The 16,023-nt window shown below is 70.3% G+C and carries 12 protein-coding genes and 1 pseudogene; 6 read left to right on the top strand and 7 right to left on the bottom strand.

Going from position 1 to position 16,023, the window contains the following annotated elements:
- Positions 1-89 precede the first annotated feature (89 nt).
- A complete protein-coding gene (locus tag OO67_RS23755; RefSeq protein ID WP_033303269.1) occupies positions 90-1,346 on the bottom strand; it encodes an NYN domain-containing protein in 1,257 nt (418 codons plus the stop codon).
- A gap of 268 nt (positions 1,347-1,614) precedes the next feature.
- Between OO67_RS23755 and OO67_RS23760 the strand changes: the two genes are divergently transcribed.
- Positions 1,615-1,794, top strand: a complete 180-nt coding sequence (locus tag OO67_RS23760) for a hypothetical protein (RefSeq protein ID WP_033303271.1) — start codon at positions 1,615-1,617, stop codon at positions 1,792-1,794.
- An 80-nt stretch (positions 1,795-1,874) separates the two neighbouring features.
- Here the strand turns inward: OO67_RS23760 and dnaE are convergent, their stop codons facing one another.
- Positions 1,875-5,411 carry a DNA polymerase III subunit alpha gene (dnaE, locus tag OO67_RS23765; protein ID WP_033303272.1) on the bottom strand — a complete coding sequence of 1,179 codons (3,537 nt, stop codon included), beginning with the start codon at positions 5,409-5,411 and terminating at the stop codon, positions 1,875-1,877.
- A 169-nt stretch (positions 5,412-5,580) separates the two neighbouring features.
- Between dnaE and OO67_RS23770 the strand changes: the two genes are divergently transcribed.
- The 4 genes and pseudogenes from OO67_RS23770 to OO67_RS23785 form a co-directional block, all read left to right on the top strand.
- The gene (locus OO67_RS23770) at positions 5,581-6,906 is read left to right on the top strand and encodes a DUF2252 domain-containing protein (protein ID WP_033303273.1); all 1,326 of its coding nucleotides are present in this window, start codon (positions 5,581-5,583) and stop codon (positions 6,904-6,906) included.
- Between the two features lie 57 nt (positions 6,907-6,963).
- Positions 6,964-7,689: a hypothetical protein gene (locus tag OO67_RS23775; protein WP_033303274.1), complete on the top strand. Its 726-nt coding sequence runs from the start codon at positions 6,964-6,966 to the stop codon at positions 7,687-7,689.
- 50 nt (positions 7,690-7,739) lie between these two features.
- Positions 7,740-8,555, top strand: coding sequence for a thioredoxin domain-containing protein (locus OO67_RS23780; RefSeq protein WP_033303275.1), 816 nt, complete (start codon positions 7,740-7,742; stop codon positions 8,553-8,555).
- 162 nt (positions 8,556-8,717) lie between these two features.
- Positions 8,718-10,220: pseudogene (locus OO67_RS23785) on the top strand (alkaline phosphatase D family protein); the annotation flags it as partial.
- 40 nt (positions 10,221-10,260) lie between these two features.
- Here the strand turns inward: OO67_RS23785 and OO67_RS23790 are convergent.
- A complete protein-coding gene (locus OO67_RS23790; protein ID WP_033303276.1) occupies positions 10,261-10,839 on the bottom strand; it encodes a dienelactone hydrolase family protein in 579 nt (192 codons plus the stop codon).
- A 37-nt stretch (positions 10,840-10,876) separates the two neighbouring features.
- Here OO67_RS23790 and OO67_RS23795 point away from each other — a divergent pair, with 37 nt between their 5' ends.
- Complete coding sequence (locus OO67_RS23795) at positions 10,877-12,019, top strand: mechanosensitive ion channel family protein (RefSeq protein ID WP_033303277.1); 1,143 nt, start codon at positions 10,877-10,879, stop codon at positions 12,017-12,019.
- A 25-nt stretch (positions 12,020-12,044) separates the two neighbouring features.
- Here the strand turns inward: OO67_RS23795 and OO67_RS23800 are convergent, their stop codons facing one another.
- The 4 genes from OO67_RS23800 to lspA all read right to left on the bottom strand — a co-directional run bounded on the left by OO67_RS23800 (position 12,045) and on the right by lspA (position 15,791).
- Positions 12,045-13,631, bottom strand: coding sequence for a Na+/H+ antiporter (locus OO67_RS23800; RefSeq protein WP_033303278.1), 1,587 nt, complete (start codon positions 13,629-13,631; stop codon positions 12,045-12,047).
- Between the two features lie 107 nt (positions 13,632-13,738).
- Positions 13,739-14,215 carry a GNAT family N-acetyltransferase gene (locus OO67_RS23805; protein ID WP_033303279.1) on the bottom strand — a complete coding sequence of 159 codons (477 nt, stop codon included), beginning with the start codon at positions 14,213-14,215 and terminating at the stop codon, positions 13,739-13,741.
- Complete coding sequence (locus OO67_RS23810) at positions 14,212-15,153, bottom strand: RluA family pseudouridine synthase (RefSeq protein WP_033303281.1); 942 nt, start codon at positions 15,151-15,153, stop codon at positions 14,212-14,214. Before OO67_RS23810 ends, OO67_RS23805 begins: the two co-directional genes overlap by 4 nt.
- A gap of 23 nt (positions 15,154-15,176) precedes the next feature.
- On the bottom strand, positions 15,177-15,791 hold the full coding sequence (gene lspA / locus OO67_RS23815; protein ID WP_033303282.1) for a signal peptidase II: 615 nt from the start codon (positions 15,789-15,791) through the stop codon (positions 15,177-15,179).
- Positions 15,792-16,023: the final 232 nt, after the last annotated feature.

Raw genomic sequence — 16,023 nt, forward strand, 5'->3', positions numbered from 1 at the left:
GTGCCTGTGCTGTGCCCGTACTCACGAGGAATGAGCCTACGGGGTCGGATGCCCCGGATCGCGTCCGGGGCCGGACAGTGCCGCCCCGCTCACTCCCCCACGGGAGTGCGCTCGGCGGCGGCCCGTACGTCGATCTCGCGCCAGAACCCCGCGCGGATGGCGTAGCGGTCGTGCTCGTCGATCTGGTCGTCCTTGTGCGCGAGCAGCCCGAAGCGTGCCGCGTACCGCAGCAGTTCGCCGTCGATGCGGTGCGGGATGCGGGGGTACATCGTGGACAGCTTCTGCAGGTGGACGGTCTCCGGCAGCCTCTCCATCCAGCGCCGGGCGAAGACCTGGCCGACCTCGAAGGGGTCACCGCCGACGGTGGTGATGTCCTCCTCCCGGTCCGCCCAGCGCTGTTCCGCGCTGGTGACCTGGGCCAGGGTCGGCAGGGACGCGGTCTCGGCCGGCTCACCGAGAGGGCCGCCGCGCTCGACCCAGCCCTTGTCCGACGACCAGCGCAGCGTCGCGTTGGCGGCGGGCGGCTGTGGTGCGTGCTGCACCGTCTGCGTCCCGGGTGCGCGCAGAGCGGCCAGGTCCTTGGGGGTGGGGACGCCCTTGGGTCCGGGCGCCGGCTGGGCGTGCGGGGCCGCGGACCCGGCGGGTGCGGCCGTGCCGTTGCGGGCGGCGGCCTGGGCCTCCGACGCCCGCTCGGCGGAGGCCGCGAGGGCGGCCTCCGGCAGCGGCGCGGACAGGATCGCGGCGATCTCGGGGCGCGGGACGGGCGGCGGCGCGCACACGCCTCCCGTCTCCTTGGCCCGTACGGCCTTGGTGATCCAGGCGCGGTCGAGCACCCGTCGCTCGTCGGCCTCGGCGACCAGGTCCTCGGACTGGTTGTAGTCGCCGTCGGCGGCCTGCACGGCCCAGAGATGGACGGCGACACCGTGCTCCTTGGCGGACATGAGACCGGGCAGCAGATCACCGTCCCCGGTCACGAGCACCACATCTGAACAGGCCCGGTTCCTGGCCAGCTCGGTCAGTTCGGCGTGCATGGCCGCGTCGACGCCCTTCTGGGCCCAGCGTCCGTCACTGCGGGTGAGGGCGCCCAGCCGAACGGTCACCCGTGGCATGACCCGCAGCCTGCGGTGCTCGGGCTGGGGTACGCGGTCGGGGGCGCCGTCGAACCAGTAGATGCGCAGCAGGGGCTGTTCCGTATCGGCCTCGGCGCGCTCGCGCAGGCCCTGGATCAAGGCCGAGTGGTCGACGGTGATGCGGGAACGGGCGGGCTCTCCGGCCAGCAGACTCGCGGCTGCGCCCAGCAAGTAGCCGGCGTCCACCAGGACGACGCAACGGTCCACGCGTTCCACCCTCTTCCAGTTCGGGAGCGGGTCAGCGGGACCGGGCATGGGGGTGGGTCCGCCGACCCGGGGTTTGCTTACTCAGGGTTTCCTTCGAGTTTGCCCGACGGCACCGGGCTTAAGGTCCGGAACCTCGATCATCGGCGTGGCGGATCGGGAAACGGCGCATGATACCGCCTGAACTACGCTCCGTAATGATCCAACATGCGGCCTATCTGGTGATATGTGAGTCTGACAGCGGTTCTGGACCCCCAGATCTCCCACAGGAGGCATCACGATGGCGAAGAACAAGAACCGCAAGCAGGGCAGCCAGCACGACCGCGCGTCCGCCGCCGAGCGTGGCACGGAGGAGGCCAGGTCGACGGCTTACGAGTCGCAGACCCAGGACCGGTCGCAGGCTCAGGGGAGCCCGGCCGACGTCGCCCGCAAGCACCAGAAGCGTTTCGGCCACAACTGACGGCCCGGACCGGCGGCCGGCAGGCCGAGAGGGGCGCCCCGCCTGCTGGCGGGGCGCCCCTCTCGCGTCGGGCAGGGCCGTCAGCCGGCCAGGCAGGACGGGCCGAGCAGCACCTTGAGGTCGCCGAAGAGAGCGGGGTCCGGCTTGACGCGGTGCCGGTCGAGCCGGAGCACGGTGGTCTTGCGGGGGCCCTGGAGCCTGATGCGCACCTCGGTGTCGCCCCGGTGGTTGCTGAGGACCTCGCCGAGCCGGGAGACCATGGGCGGGGTGACCCTCACCGTGGGGATCGTCAGGATGACGGGTGCGTTGGACCCGGCGTTGGAGATGTCGGGGACCTGCATCTCCATGGCGACGAGGCGCGGCACGTCCTCGCGCTTGTCGAGGCGTCCCTTGACGAAGACGACGGTGTCCTCGACGAGCTGGGTGGAGACCAGCTGGTAGGTCGCGGGGAAGAACATGCACTCGATGGAGCCCGCGAGGTCCTCCACGGTCGCGATGGCCCACGCGTTGCCCTGCTTGGTCATCTTGCGCTGGAGACCGGAGATGATGCCTCCCACGGTGACGATCGCGCCGTCGGAGTGCTCACCTCCGGTGAGCTGCGAGATCGCCGCGTCCGACTTGTCGGACAGGACGTGCTCCAGGCCGAAGAGCGGGTGGTCGGAGACGTACAGGCCGAGCATCTCGCGTTCCTGCGCGAGCAGGTAGGACTTCTCCCACTCGATGTCGGAGAACTCGACGTCGAGCCCGAAGCCCGGTTCGCCGCTGTCCTCCTCGCCGCCGCCGAAGAGGTCGAACTGCCCCTCGGCCTCCTTGCGCTTGACCTGCACCACGTTGTCGATCATCGGCTCGTGGTGGGCGACGAGCCCCTTGCGGGTGTGCCCCATCTCGTCGAAGGCGCCGGCCTTGATCAGCGATTCGACGGTGCGCTTGTTGCAGACGACCGCTTCGACCTTGTCGAGGAAGTCGGGGAACGTGGAGTACTTCCCCTTCGCCTTGCGGCACCTGATGATCGAGTCGACCACGTTCTGCCCGACGTTGCGGATGGCGGTCAGCCCGAAGAGGATCACGTCGTCACCCTGGGCGGCGAAGTTCGACTCGGACTCGTTGACGTTCGGCGGGAGCACCTTGATGCCCATGCGGCGGCACTCGTTGAGGTAGACCGCGGACTTGTCCTTGTCGTCCTTGACGGAGGTCAGCAGGGCCGCCATGTACTCGGCGGGGTAGTTCGCCTTGAGGTAGGCGGTCCAGTAGGTGACCAGCCCGTACGCCGAGGAGTGCGCCTTGTTGAACGCGTATCCGGCGAAGGGCACCAGGACGTCCCACAGCGCCTTGATCGCCGCGTCGGAGAAGCCGTTCTTCTTGGCGCCCGCCTCGAAGAGCACGAAGTTCTTCGCGAGCTCGTCGGCCTTCTTCTTGCCCATCACGCGGCGCAGGATGTCGGCCTCGCCGAGCGAGTAGCCGGCGACGATCTGGGCGGCCTTCTGCACCTGCTCCTGGTAGACGATCAGGCCGTAGGTGAGGCCGAGGACCTCCTTGAGCGGCTCCTCCAGCTCCGGGTGGATCGGGGTGATCTCCTGGCGGCCGTTCTTGCGCTCCGCGTAGTTCGTGTGCGAGTTCATTCCCATCGGGCCCGGCCGGTAGAGGGCCGAGACGGCGGAGATGTCCTCGAAGTTGTCGGGCTGCATCTGGCGCAGCAGCGAACGCATGGGGCCGCCGTCGAACTGGAACACCCCGAGCGTGTCACCGCGGCAGAGCAGCTCGTACGTCTTGGGGTCGTCCAGGGGCAGGGAGAGCATCTCCAGGTCGATGCCCTTGTTGGCCTTCACCATCTTGATGGCGTCGTCCATGATCGTCAGGTTGCGCAGGCCGAGGAAGTCCATCTTCAGCAGGCCGAGCGACTCGCACTGGGGGTAGTCCCACTGCGTGATGGTGACGCCGTCGGTGTGCCGGACCCAGATCGGCGCGTGGTCGACGATCGGTTCGCTGGACATGATCACGCCGGCCGCGTGCACACCCATCTGCCGCACCAGGCCCTCGACACCCTTCGCGGTGTCGATGACCTTCTGCACGTCCGGCTCGTTCTCGTACATGCCCCGGATCTCGCCCGCCTCGCTGTAGCGGGGGTGCTTCGGGTCGGTGATGCCGTTGAGGTCGATGCCCTTGCCGAGGACGTCGGCGGGCATGGCCTTGGTCAGCCGGTCGCCCATGGCGTACGGGTAACCGAGGACGCGGGCGGAGTCCTTGATCGCGTTCTTGGCCTTGATCTTGCCGTAGGTGCCGATCATGGCGACCTTGTCGGCGCCGTACTTCTCGGTCACGTACCGGATCACCTCGACGCGCCTGCGCTCGTCGAAGTCGATGTCGACATCGGGCATGGACACGCGCTCGGGGTTGAGGAAGCGCTCGAAGATCAGCCCGTGGGTGATCGGGTCGAGGTCGGTGATGCCCATGGCGTACGCGACGATCGAACCGGCGGCGGAACCACGGCCGGGACCCACGGCGATGCCGTTGTTCTTGGCCCACATGATGAAGTCGGCGACGACGAGGAAGTACCCCGGGAACCCCATCTGGATGATGATGTCCATCTCGTACTCGGCCTGCTTCTGCCGGTCCTCGGGGACGCCTCCGGGGTAGCGGCGGTTCATGCCGACCCGGACCTCCTCCTGGAACCAGGTGATCTCGGTGAAGCCCTCCGGGATGTCGAACTTCGGCATCAGGTCGCGCTTCTCGAACATGCCGGTCGTGTCGATCTGCTGCGCGACCAGGAGCGTGTTGGCGCAGCCCTGCTGCCAGGCGTCGGAGGAGTCGACGCCGTACATCTCGTCCGTCGTCTTGAGGTAGTAGCCCGTGCCGTCGAAGCGGAAGCGGTCGGGGTCCGAGAGGTTCTTGCCGGTCTGGATGCAGAGCAGGGCGTCGTGCGCGGTCGCCTCGTTGGCGTAGGTGTAGTGGGAGTCGTTCGTGACGAGCGGCGGGATGTCCAGCTTGCGGCCGATCTCCAGGAGCCCGTCGCGGACCCGGCGCTCGATCTCGATGCCGTGGTCCATCAGCTCCAGGAAGTACTTGCCCTCTCCGAAGATGTCCTTGTAGTCGGAGGCCGCCTGGACCGCTTCGTCGAACTGTCCGAGCCGCAGCCTGGTCTGCACCTCACCGGAGGGACAGCCGGTGGAGGCGATCAGGCCCTCGGACCACTGGGAGATCGTCTCCTTGTCCATGCGCGGCCACTTCTGCAGCCAGCCCTCGGCGTACGCGTCCGAGGAGAGCTTGAAGAGGTTGTGCAGTCCGGTGCTGTTCGCCGCCCAGATGGTCTTGTGCGTGTAACCACCGGAACCCGAGACGTCGTCCCGCTTCTGGTGCGGCTGGCCCCACTGGATCTTGCGCTTGTGCTTGCGCGACTCGGGGGCGACGTACGCCTCGATCCCGATGATCGGTGTCACCCCGGCCTTCTGGGCCGAGTGGAAGAAGTCGTACGCCCCGTGGAGGTTGCCGTGGTCGGTCATCGCGATGTGCGACATGCCCATGTCGTTGCACGCCTCGAACATGTCCTTGAGCCGCGCGGCACCGTCCAGCAGCGAGTACTGGGTGTGGACGTGCAGGTGCGTGAATGGCGGCTTGCTCACGGCGCTGTGCCTCCGGGAAAACTGGGGATGACGGTCGGGGGGGACAGCGTGGAAGTCTACGTCTCCGAGGTGACGGGCGACGGGCACTCCGGGGTACGGTCGCGCGTTGGAAGACCGGGGACGCCCGTCCCTTTTGTCATGAACGCCATGTACCAGGAGGCACCCAGCGATGTCGGACACGCAGACCGGCGCAGAGCAGCGCGGGGAGCAGATTCTCACCGTTTTCGACACCGCTTTCGGGCAGCTCCTGGCTGCCGATCCCGCAGCCTTCCGGGTGAAGTTCCGCAAGATGGCGGGCTCGGCCTTCGCGTTCTACCGGGGCTCGGCCGGCCTGTTCTACGCCGACCTGGACCGCGAGCAGCACACCGGTGCCTATCTGGACGAGCGCACGAGCAGGGTGTGGATCCACGGTGACCTGCACGCCGAGAACTTCGGCACGTACATGGACGCCAACGGCCGGCTCGTGTTCAACGTCAACGACTTCGACGAGGCCTACGTGGGCCCCTTCACCTGGGACCTCAAGCGCTTCGCCGCCTCCGTCGCCCTGATCGGTTACGCGAAGGCGCTGGGCGACGACCAGATCACCGAGCTCGTCCGGGTCTACGCCACCGCCTACCGGGAGCGCATCCACGCCCTGGCGACGGGCGCCAAGAACGACGAGGTGCCGCCCTTCACCCTGGACACCGCCGAGGGCCCGCTGCTCGGCGCGCTGCGGGACGCCCGCGCACTGACCCGGTTCGGGCTGCTGGACTCGATGACGGAGATCCGGGACTTCGAACGCCGGTTCACCGCCGACGGGGGCGCGATCGACCTGGACGCGGCCACCCGCTACAAGGTGCTCGCCGCGTTCGACGGCTACCTGGAGACGCTGCCCGAGTCGAGCCTCACCCGGCCCGATTCGTACCGGGTGAAGGACGTCGTCGGCCGCAGGGGCATCGGCATCGGGTCGGCGGGCCTGCCCTCGTACAACATCCTTCTGGAGGGCAACAGCGACGCCCTGGAGAACGACGTGGTGATCTACCTCAAGCAGGCGCAGACCCCGGCGGTGTCCCGGCACATCACCGACGCGGCCGTGCGGGAGTACTTCCAGCACGAGGGGCACCGCACGGTGATCTCGCAGCGCGCGCTCCAGGCACACGCCGACCCGTGGCTGGGCTGGACCGAGCTGGACGGGTCCGGTCAGCTGGTCGCCGAGGTCTCCCCGTACGCCGTCGATCTGGACTGGTCCGACATCGACGAGCCGGACGAGATCGCGGCGGTGGTCGCCGATCTCGGCCGGGCCACGGCGACGATGCACTCGGCGGCGGACGACGAGAGCGGGCACTCGCTGGTCCCGTTCTCCACGGAGCGCGCCATCGACGCGGCCATCGCGGCCGACGAGGAGGGCTTCGCCGAGCTGCTGGTCGACTTCGCGCACAGCTACGGCGCCCGCGCCCGTGCCGACCACCAGATCTTCGTCGACCTCTTCCGCAACGGCCGCATCCCGGGCCTGTAGGACCTCTCAGGGATCCTTAGAGCTCGCTTACAGGAACGCATGGCACACTCTCCGGCGATGGACGTATCAGGGACGCAGATCAGAGCGGTACGCGCGGCGCTGTTCACCGCGCTCGTCGTCACGCTCTCGTCCGCGTCCCATGTGCTGCTCTCCCGGGTCCCGCTGCCGCTGACGGCTGTCGCCCTGCTGGCGGGGGCCGTCTTCTCCGTGGCGTTCGCTCTGGCGGGCCGGGAGCGCGGCTTCGGTGCGATCGCGGGCCTGCTGATTCCGCTGGAGCTCGCCGCCGACACGGTGTTCACCACCGGCCAGCACCTCTGTTACGGGGCGGCGGGCGGCCCCGTCGCGGGCCCGCTGCGCTCCGTGGGCGTCGACGTGCTCTGCGGCGGTGAGTCCGGACGCGGTGCGGACGGACTCACCGGTGTGGCCTCGGTCGGCACACCGCTGGCCGGGGTGACCTCCGAGAGCGGCCACGCAGCCGCCCTGCTGGCCTCGCCGGGACCCGCTGTCCCCTGGCTGCTGCTGGCCGCCCACGTGTCGGTGGGCCTGCTGGCCGCCGCCTGGCTGCGGCACGGCGAGTCGGCGCTCGCCGGGCTGCTGCGCGCGGCGGCCGCCGTGGCCTTCCGGCCGCTGCTCACGGCGGTCGCGGTGGCCGGCACGGCGCGGCACCGCACACGGCCGGGCGCCCGGCGCGCCGGGCGCCCGCACCCGCTCGCCCCCACCCGCCTCCTGGTGCACTCCGTGGGACGGAGGGGCCCTCCGCGCTCGGCGTTCGCCCCTGCCTGAGTCGCGGTAAGACCCCTTTCGAGCCACCCACACCTCTACGGAGCACCCCCATGAGCAAGCGCAACAGCCAGGCCAACAAGTCCGCCGCCCGCGAGCGGCTGCGCGTGGAGCGCGAGCGCCAGGCGAAGAAGGACAAGGCACGCAAGCAGATCGTCGTCGGTGTGTCGGTCGTCGCCGTGCTGGCGATCGCCGGAGGCGTCAGCTACGGCGTGATGCAGCTGAACAAGCCCTCCGCCTGGGAGGCCGCGGCGGACGCGAAGAACGTCACCGCGCCCAAGAACACGTCGGGCGACGACGGCACGACCGTCGTGATCGGCGAGGCGAGCGCCAAGAAGACCCTGGAGCTGTACGAGGACTCGCGCTGCCCGGTATGCGCCACGTTCGAGCAGGCGGTCGGCGAGACCGTCGACAAGGACGTCGAAGCCGGCAAGTACAAGATCAAGTACGTCGGCGCGACCTTCATCGACAACGCGGCCGGCGGCGAGGGCTCGAAGAACGCCCTGAGCGCGCTGGGCGCGGCCCTCGACGTGAGCCCCGAGGCCTTCCTGGAGTACAAGACCGCCCTGTACTCCGCGAAGTACCACCCCGAGGAGACCGACGACAAGTTCGCTAAGGACAGCTACCTGATCGAGGCGGCGGAGTCGGTGGACGCGCTGAAGGGCAACAAGGCCTTCCAGAAGAACGTCGAGGACGGCACGTTCGACGCCTGGGCGATCAAGATGTCCAAGGCGTTCGACAAGAGCGGGGTCCAGGGCACGCCGACCCTCAAGATGGACGGCAAGACGCTCACCGCCGAGGGCAGCAAGAACGCTCCCATGACCGTGGCCGACTTCAACACGGCGATCACCAAGGCACTGAAGGGCTGATCCGCCCGCGGACCGACGGCCGGACAGGAGAACCCACGGCCGGTCGGGGACGACGGGCGCAACTCCTGGCGACATCCGGCCAACAGGCGGGGGGAAATTCTCCCTTTTCCCCCCCCTTTTCTCTTTCCCCCCCCCAAGGGGTGGCCCCCGGCCAGCACAAACTCCGGCGATCCGCTGCCCGACGGCATACTCCTGTGGACCCGCGTCACCCCCGCCCCCGACGCCGTGCCCGGCTCGGGCCTCGGCGCCGACACGCCGGTCGCCTGGGAGATCGCCGAGGACAGGGACTTCACCCGGATCGCCGCCCGGGGCACGGCCGTCGCGCGGGCCGCCTCCGACCACACCGTCAAGGCCGACGTCCGAGGGCTCCGGCCGGCGACGGCGTACTGGTTCCGCTTCTCCGCGGGCAGCACGGTCCTCTCCCCCGTCGGCCGCACCCGCACGGCGCCCGCCGCCGGGGCGGCCGTCCCCGGCATCCGCTTCGGAGTGGTGTCCTGCGCCAACTGGGAGGCCGGCTGGTTCTCCCCGTACCGCCATCTCGCGGCCCGCGCCGACCTGGACGCCGTCCTGCACCTGGGCGACTACATATACGAGTACGCGTCGGGCAGTTACCCGACCCAGGACACCGTCGTACGCCCCCACGCCCCGCTCCACGAGATCCGCACCCTCGCCGACTACCGGCTCCGGCACGCCACGTACAAGACGGACACCGACCTCCAGGCGCTGCACGCCGCCCACCCGGTGATCGCGATCTGGGACGACCACGAGTTCGCCAACGACGCCTGGTCGGGGGGAGCCGAGAACCACACCCCCGGCACGGAGGGCTCCTGGGCCGCCCGGGTGGCCGCGGCGAAGCAGGCGTACTTCGAGTGGATGCCGGTCCGTGCCTCCACCGAGGGCACCGTGTACCGGCGCCTGAGCTTCGGCGGCCTGGCCGAGCTGCACCTGCTCGACCTGCGCAGCTTCCGCTCCGAGCAGGCGTCGATCGGGAACGGCGCGGTCGACGACCCGGAGCGCTCGATCACGGGGCGGGCACAGCTGGACTGGCTCAAGGCCGGGCTGACCGCGTCGGACGCGCGCTGGAAGCTGGTGGGCACCTCGGTGATGATCTCGCCGGTCGCCTTCGGGGCGCTTCCGGCCCACCTGCTGACGCCGCTCGCGGAGCTGCTCGGGCTGCCCGGTGAGGGGCTGGCGGTCAACGTGGACCAATGGGACGGCTACACGGACGACCGCAAGGAGCTGATCTCCCATCTGCGGGACCACGCCGTCACCGACACGGTCTTCCTGACCGGCGACATCCACATGGCGTGGGCCAACGACGTACCCGTGAGAGCGGCGACGTATCCGCTGTCCGCGTCGGCGGCCACGGAGTTCGTGGTGACGTCGGTCACCTCGGACAACCTGGACGACATCCTGCGGGCGGCTCCCGGAACCGTCTCGGCGGTCGCGGCGACCGCGGTCAGGGCCGCCAACCGCCATGTGAAGTGGATCGACATGGACTCGCACGGCTACGGCGTCCTGGACGTGACGGCCGAGCGCTCGCAGATGGACTACTACGTGGTCTCCGACAAGACCAGCAGAGAGGCGACGGCGTCATGGGTCCGCTCCTACCGCACGCGCAGCGGCACCCAGCGGATCGAGAGGGCCGACGCCCCGGTGCGGTGACCGGCCCGGGCCGCGCACCCCGGTGCGCGGCCCGTTCCCGCTACAGCGTGGCGAGGAAGCCGAGCGAGACCTTCCACGTCAGGTCGGCGGCGGCCTGGTCGTAGTCGGGGAGGTCCGGGTCGGTGTACAGGTGCCCGGCGCCGGGGTAGCGGTAGACCTCGACGTCCGCGCCGGTCCGCTGCATCTGCAGGTACCAGCTGTTCAGCCAGTCCGGCGACTCGAACGCGTCGGGGTCGGCGACGTGCAGCTGTACGGGCAGCTCGTCCACCGAGGCGTTCTCGGCGATGTCCGACGTGCCGTGGAGCAGCAGCAGCCCGCGCGCCTTCGCATCGCCGAGTGCCAGGGTCTGCGCGACGGACGCCCCGAACGAGAATCCCGCGTAGACGAGGCCCTGGTCGGAGTAGGGCGCGGCGGCCAGGACGGCGCGCTTGAGCAGCTCGTCCTTGCCCACCTGCTCCTTGAAGGCCATTCCGTCCTCGACGGTGTCAAAGGTGTGCCCCTCGAAGAGATCGGGCACGCGCACCTCGTGCCCGGCCGCACGCAGCCGGTCGGCAGCCGCGTGCACAGCGGGCCGCAGACCAAAGGTCGAGTGGAAAAGCATGATGTTCATGAGGCCCATGGTGCCAGCTGTGCCCCGACGCTTGGAGGACGAGGGAATGGAGAACGTACTGCGACCGATGCTGGTCGTGGGTGGATCGCTGGTGGTCACACTGGCGCTGGGCTGGCTGGTGGACCTGCTGCTCCGGCGCGCCGACAGCCGTCACCACGAGACTCCGGTCTGGGGACTGCTCCGGCTCTGCCGCCCTCCCTTGCAGGTGGTGATCTGTACCGCGTTGCTGAGGGCGAGCTTCGACCAGCTCCGGATCGACGTGGTACGGGACAACCGGGCTGCGATCGGTCAGGTCCTGACCCTGGTGCTGATCGCGGCGTCGGCCTGGCTGGTGATCCGCGTCGCGGCCACGATCGTGCAGTCCTCGTACGCCCGCTACGCGACGTCCACCCGCGACCCGGCCCGGGTCCGCCGGGTCCGCACACAGGTCACGCTGATCCAGCGTGTGGTCACCGCCGTGGTGGCGACGGTCGCCGTCGCGGCGATGCTGCTGACCTTCCCGGCGATGCGGACGGTCGGCACCTCGATGCTGGCCTCCGCCGGTGTGCTCGGCATCGTCGCCGGTGTCGCGGCCCAGTCGACCCTCGGCAATCTCTTCGCCGGCTTCCAGATCGCCTTCGGCGACATGGTCCGGATCGGCGACACGGTGGTGGTGGACGGTGAGTGGGGCACCGTGGAGGAGATCACTCTCACCTTCCTCGCGGTCCGGACCTGGGACGAGCGGCGGATCACGATGCCCGTGTCGTACTTCACCAGCAAGCCGTTCGAGAACTGGTCGCGCGGCGGGGTGCAGATGACGGGCACGGTCTTCTTCCAGCTCGACCACTCGGCCCCGATCGCCGCGATGCGGGACAGGCTGCGTGACATCCTCGGCGAGTGCGCCGCCTGGGACGGGCGCGACTGGTCCCTGGCCGTCACGGACAGCACTCCCACGACGATCGAGGTACGGGCGGTGGTCACCGCGAAGGACGCGGACGACATCTGGACGGTGCGCTGCGCGGTGCGGGAGCAGATGATCGGCTGGCTCCGGGACCACCACCCGTACGCGCTGCCCCGGGTCGTGACGTCGCCCGCGGCGCTGCCGCCGGGCGACCACTGGCGGGAGCTGACGGGCGCGGACACCGGCCGGCCTTCGGCCAACGGCAGGGTGCCGACTCCGGAGAAGGCCCCCCGCACGGGACGCGGCTGATCAGCCGCGCTGCGGGCGGGCCGCGTCAGCGCAGGCTGCGTACGTCCAGGTAGCGCAGCACCCGGTCCACCACCTCCGGGTCCGAGCCGGGCTCGCTGCGGGCGGCGAGCACCGCGTGGCGGGCGGCCGACATCATCTCGCGCTGGATCCGGTTGACCTCCTTGAACCGCTGGGCGCGCTGCGCGTATGCCTCGCGGCGCTCCTCGTCGACGATGTCGGGGCTGATCCGTGCCCCGATGTCGTACGCCGCGCGCAGCAGCCGCTCCAGGACCTCCTCCGGGAGGTCCTCGGTGCTCTGGACCTCCTTGAGACGGGTCTTGGCCGCCGCTGCGGCACGGAGCGCGAGGTCACGCTCCAGGGCCTGCTCGGCGTCGGTGTCCGCGCGGACGCCGAGCTTGCGCACCAGCCACGGCAGGGTGAGGCCCTGGAGGACGAGGGTGGCCATGATGACGGCGAAGGCGATGAACACGATCTCGTCCCGGCCGGGGAACGGCCTGCCGTCGTCCGTCTCCAGCGGGATCGCGAGCGCCAGCGCGACGGAGGCCACTCCCCGCATGCCGGCCCACCACATGATGACGGTCTCGCGCCAGCTGGTCGGGATCTCCTCGCTGTAGTCGCGGCGGGTGTGCAGCCGCTTGGCGAGCCACGTGGCGGGCAGCAGCCACAGCAGCCGTACGCCGACGACGACCGCGACGACGGCGAGCCCCCAGCCCGCGAGGCGCAGTTCGCGTCCGTCGGCGGTGCCGAAGACGTTCTGGAGTTCGAGGCCGATCAGGCCGAAGGCGACACCGGTCACGAGGGTGTCGACGATCTCCCAGAAGGACCGGCCGGTGAGCCGCCCGAGGACGTCGTCGGCGTCCGCGGTGTGCTCGGCCAGGAAGAGCGCGGTGGTGAGGACGGCGAGCACACCGGAGCCCATCAGCTCCTCGGCGAGTACGTAGCTGACGAACGGCACGAGCAGCGTCAGGCCGACCTGGAGGGTGGCGTCACCCAGGAAGCCCATCAGTTTGATGGTGAGCCAGCCGAGCACCAGGCCGACCACCACGGCGACCACCGCGGAGAGGACGAGCAGCCCGAAGGCGGCGGGCAGGGAGAAGGTGCCGCTGACCGCGGCGGCGATCGCGACGTGGTACAGGACGATGGCCGTGACGTCGTTGAACAGGCCCTCGCCCTCCAGGATCGACACGAGCCGTCGCGGCAGTCCCACCGAACCGGCCACGGCCGTCGCCGCGACCGGGTCGGGCGGGGCGACGAGCGCGCCCAGGGCCACGGCGGCGGCGATGGGCAGGCCGGGCACCATCGCGTGGGCGACCGTGGCCACGGCAGCCGTCGTGACGAAGACGAGGGCGACGGCCAGCAGGAAGATCGGCCGCCGGTTGGCGGCGAACTGCCGCCAGGAGGTGCGCTGCACGGAGGCGTAGAGCAGCGGCGGCAGGACGGCGGGCAGGATGAACTCCGGCGGGATGTCCACGTCGGGGACGAAGCTGGCGAAGGCCATGACGATCCCGGCGAGGGTCATCAGGATCGGCGCCGGCAGGCGCAGGCGCTCCCCGAGCGGCACCGTGACCACCGCTCCGAGGAGGAGCAGGAGCAGGAGCGCCATCTGGTCCACGTTGTGCCTTCCGCAGCGCGCCGGACCCCCGGGGGCCCGTTGATCAGCCGGTCAGACCTCCCAGCGTGCCACGCGGGACCGGCGGACCTGTGGCATCCCCCGCGAGGTCAGAGCGCGCGGCGCATGGCCCGGTGCGGTATCCCGGCGTCCGGGAATTCAGGGCCGTACGCCGTGTAGCCGAGCCGCTCGTAGAAGCCGAGCGCGTGCGTCTGGGCGTGCAGGTCCACGGCGGTCAGGCCCAGCGCGCGGGCCTCCGCCTCTACGGCGCGTACCAGTGCGGCCCCGACGCCCAGGCCACGGGCCGCGCGGGCCACGGCGAGGCGGCCGAGGGACCCGACGGTGTGGTCGCCGCCGGTCTTCCCCGCCGCGTCCGCACCGTGCAGCAGCCGTCCCGTGCCCAGCGGGGAGCCGTCCGCGGCCACGGCGAGGACATGCACCGCCGAAGCGTCGTGTTCGTCGTACTCGATCTCCTCGGGCACCTGCTGCTCACCGACGAAGACCTCTTTGCGGACCTGGAAGCATGCCGCGAGGTCGCTCTCGTCGAGAGCCCTGCGGGTGCTGTACGGGCCGGCCCCGGGGTTCATTCGCTCTCCGCCGCGATCGTGTCGAGGGCGTGACGCAGGTCGTCCGGGTAGCTGCTCTCGAATTCGACCCAGCTGCCGTCGGCCGGGTGCTCGAAGCCGAGCCGGACCGCGTGGAGCCACTGCCGGGTCAGCCCGAGGCGCTTCGACAGCGTGGGGTCGGCCCCGTACGTCAGGTCGCCGACGCACGGGTGGCGGTGCGCGGACATGTGCACGCGGATCTGGTGCGTGCGCCCGGTCTCCAGCTTGATGTCGAGCAGGCTGGCGGCGCGGTAGGCCTCGATGAGGTCGTAGTGGGTCACGGAGGGCTTGCCCTCGGCGGTGACGGCCCACTTGTAGTCGTGCTGCGGGTGACGGCCGATGGGGGCGTCGATCGTGCCGCTCATCGGGTCCGGGTGGCCCTGGACCAGCGCGTGGTACTTCTTCTCGACGACCCGGTCGCGGAACTGGGCCTTGAGCAGGGTGTAGGCCCGCTCGGACTTGGCCACGACCATCAGGCCGGAGGTGCCGACGTCCAGCCGGTGCACGACGCCCTGGCGTTCGGAGGCGCCCGACGTCGAGATGCGGTAGCCGGCAGCGGCGAGGCCGCCGATGACCGTGGTACCGGTCCAGCCGGGACTGGGGTGGGCGGCGACGCCCACCGGCTTCATGATGACGACTATGTCGTCGTCGTCGTGGACGATCTCCATGCCCTCGACGGGCTCGGCGACGATCTGGACGGGAGCGGGCGCCTGGGGCATCTCCACTTCCAGCCAGGCGCCGCCGTGCACCCGCTCCGACTTCCCGGCCACCGCCCCGTCCACCTGGACCTTCCCGGCAGCGGCCAGCTCGGCGGCCTTGGTGCGGGAGAAACCGAACATCCGGGAGATGGCGGCGTCTACACGCTCGCCCTCCAGGCCGTCGGGTACGGGCAGGGTGCGGACCTCGGGATACGTACTCACCAGTCGAGTATGCCTTGCGCCCACTAGTCCTTGTGCACGGTGCCGTCCGGGTCCAGGCCCTTGAAGGAGAGGATCACGATCAGGATGCCTCCGCAGACGATCGCGGAGTCGGCGAGGTTGAAGACGGCGAAGTGGGCGGGGGCGATGAAGTCGACCACCGCGCCCTTGAACACGCCGGGCGCGCGGAAGATGCGGTCGGTCAGGTTGCCGAGCGCTCCTCCGAGCAGCAGGCCGAGGGCGATGGCCCAGGGCAGGCTGTAGAGCTTGCGCGCGAGCCGGATGATCACGACGATCACGACGGCCGCGATGGCCGTGAAGATCACGGTGAACGCCTCGCCGATCCCGAAGGCGGCGCCCGCGTTCCGGATCGCGTCGAACTTCAGCCACTCGCCGAAGATCTCGATCGGTTCCTCGTGCTCCAGCTTGGCGACCACGATCATCTTGCTGACCAGGTCCAGGAGGTAGGCCAGGACGGCCACGCAGAGGAGGACGAGGATCCGCTTCCTGCCCCGGCCGCTGCCGGGCTCGTCGGCCCCCGCCGGGGCCGGGCCCTCCGAGGCCTGCTGGGGCTCAGCCCCGTCGGCCCCCTCGGCATCAGGGATATCCGGCGTACCGATGATGCGCTCCGCCTCTGCCACGTGAGTCCCTCAACCTAGGTGCCTGACTGAGGACGAGGGTACGACACACCCGGGCGATCAGGGGCCTCAGGCTCCGGAACGTCCGCGCCCGACCGCTCCCCCCACGCCTTCGGCCGGATCCGGCCGGTTCGAACCGGCCGGGCGGGGACGAACCGGCCTCGCCGGCGGCCCCGCCCCCGGCCGCCCCGCCCCGCCCGGCCCTCCCCCGCCTCCCGGGCTTCCGGGCTTCCGG

The sequence above is a fragment of the Streptomyces atroolivaceus genome (assembly GCF_000717025.1).
GTDB classification, from domain to species: Bacteria; Actinomycetota; Actinomycetes; order Streptomycetales; family Streptomycetaceae; genus Streptomyces; species Streptomyces atroolivaceus.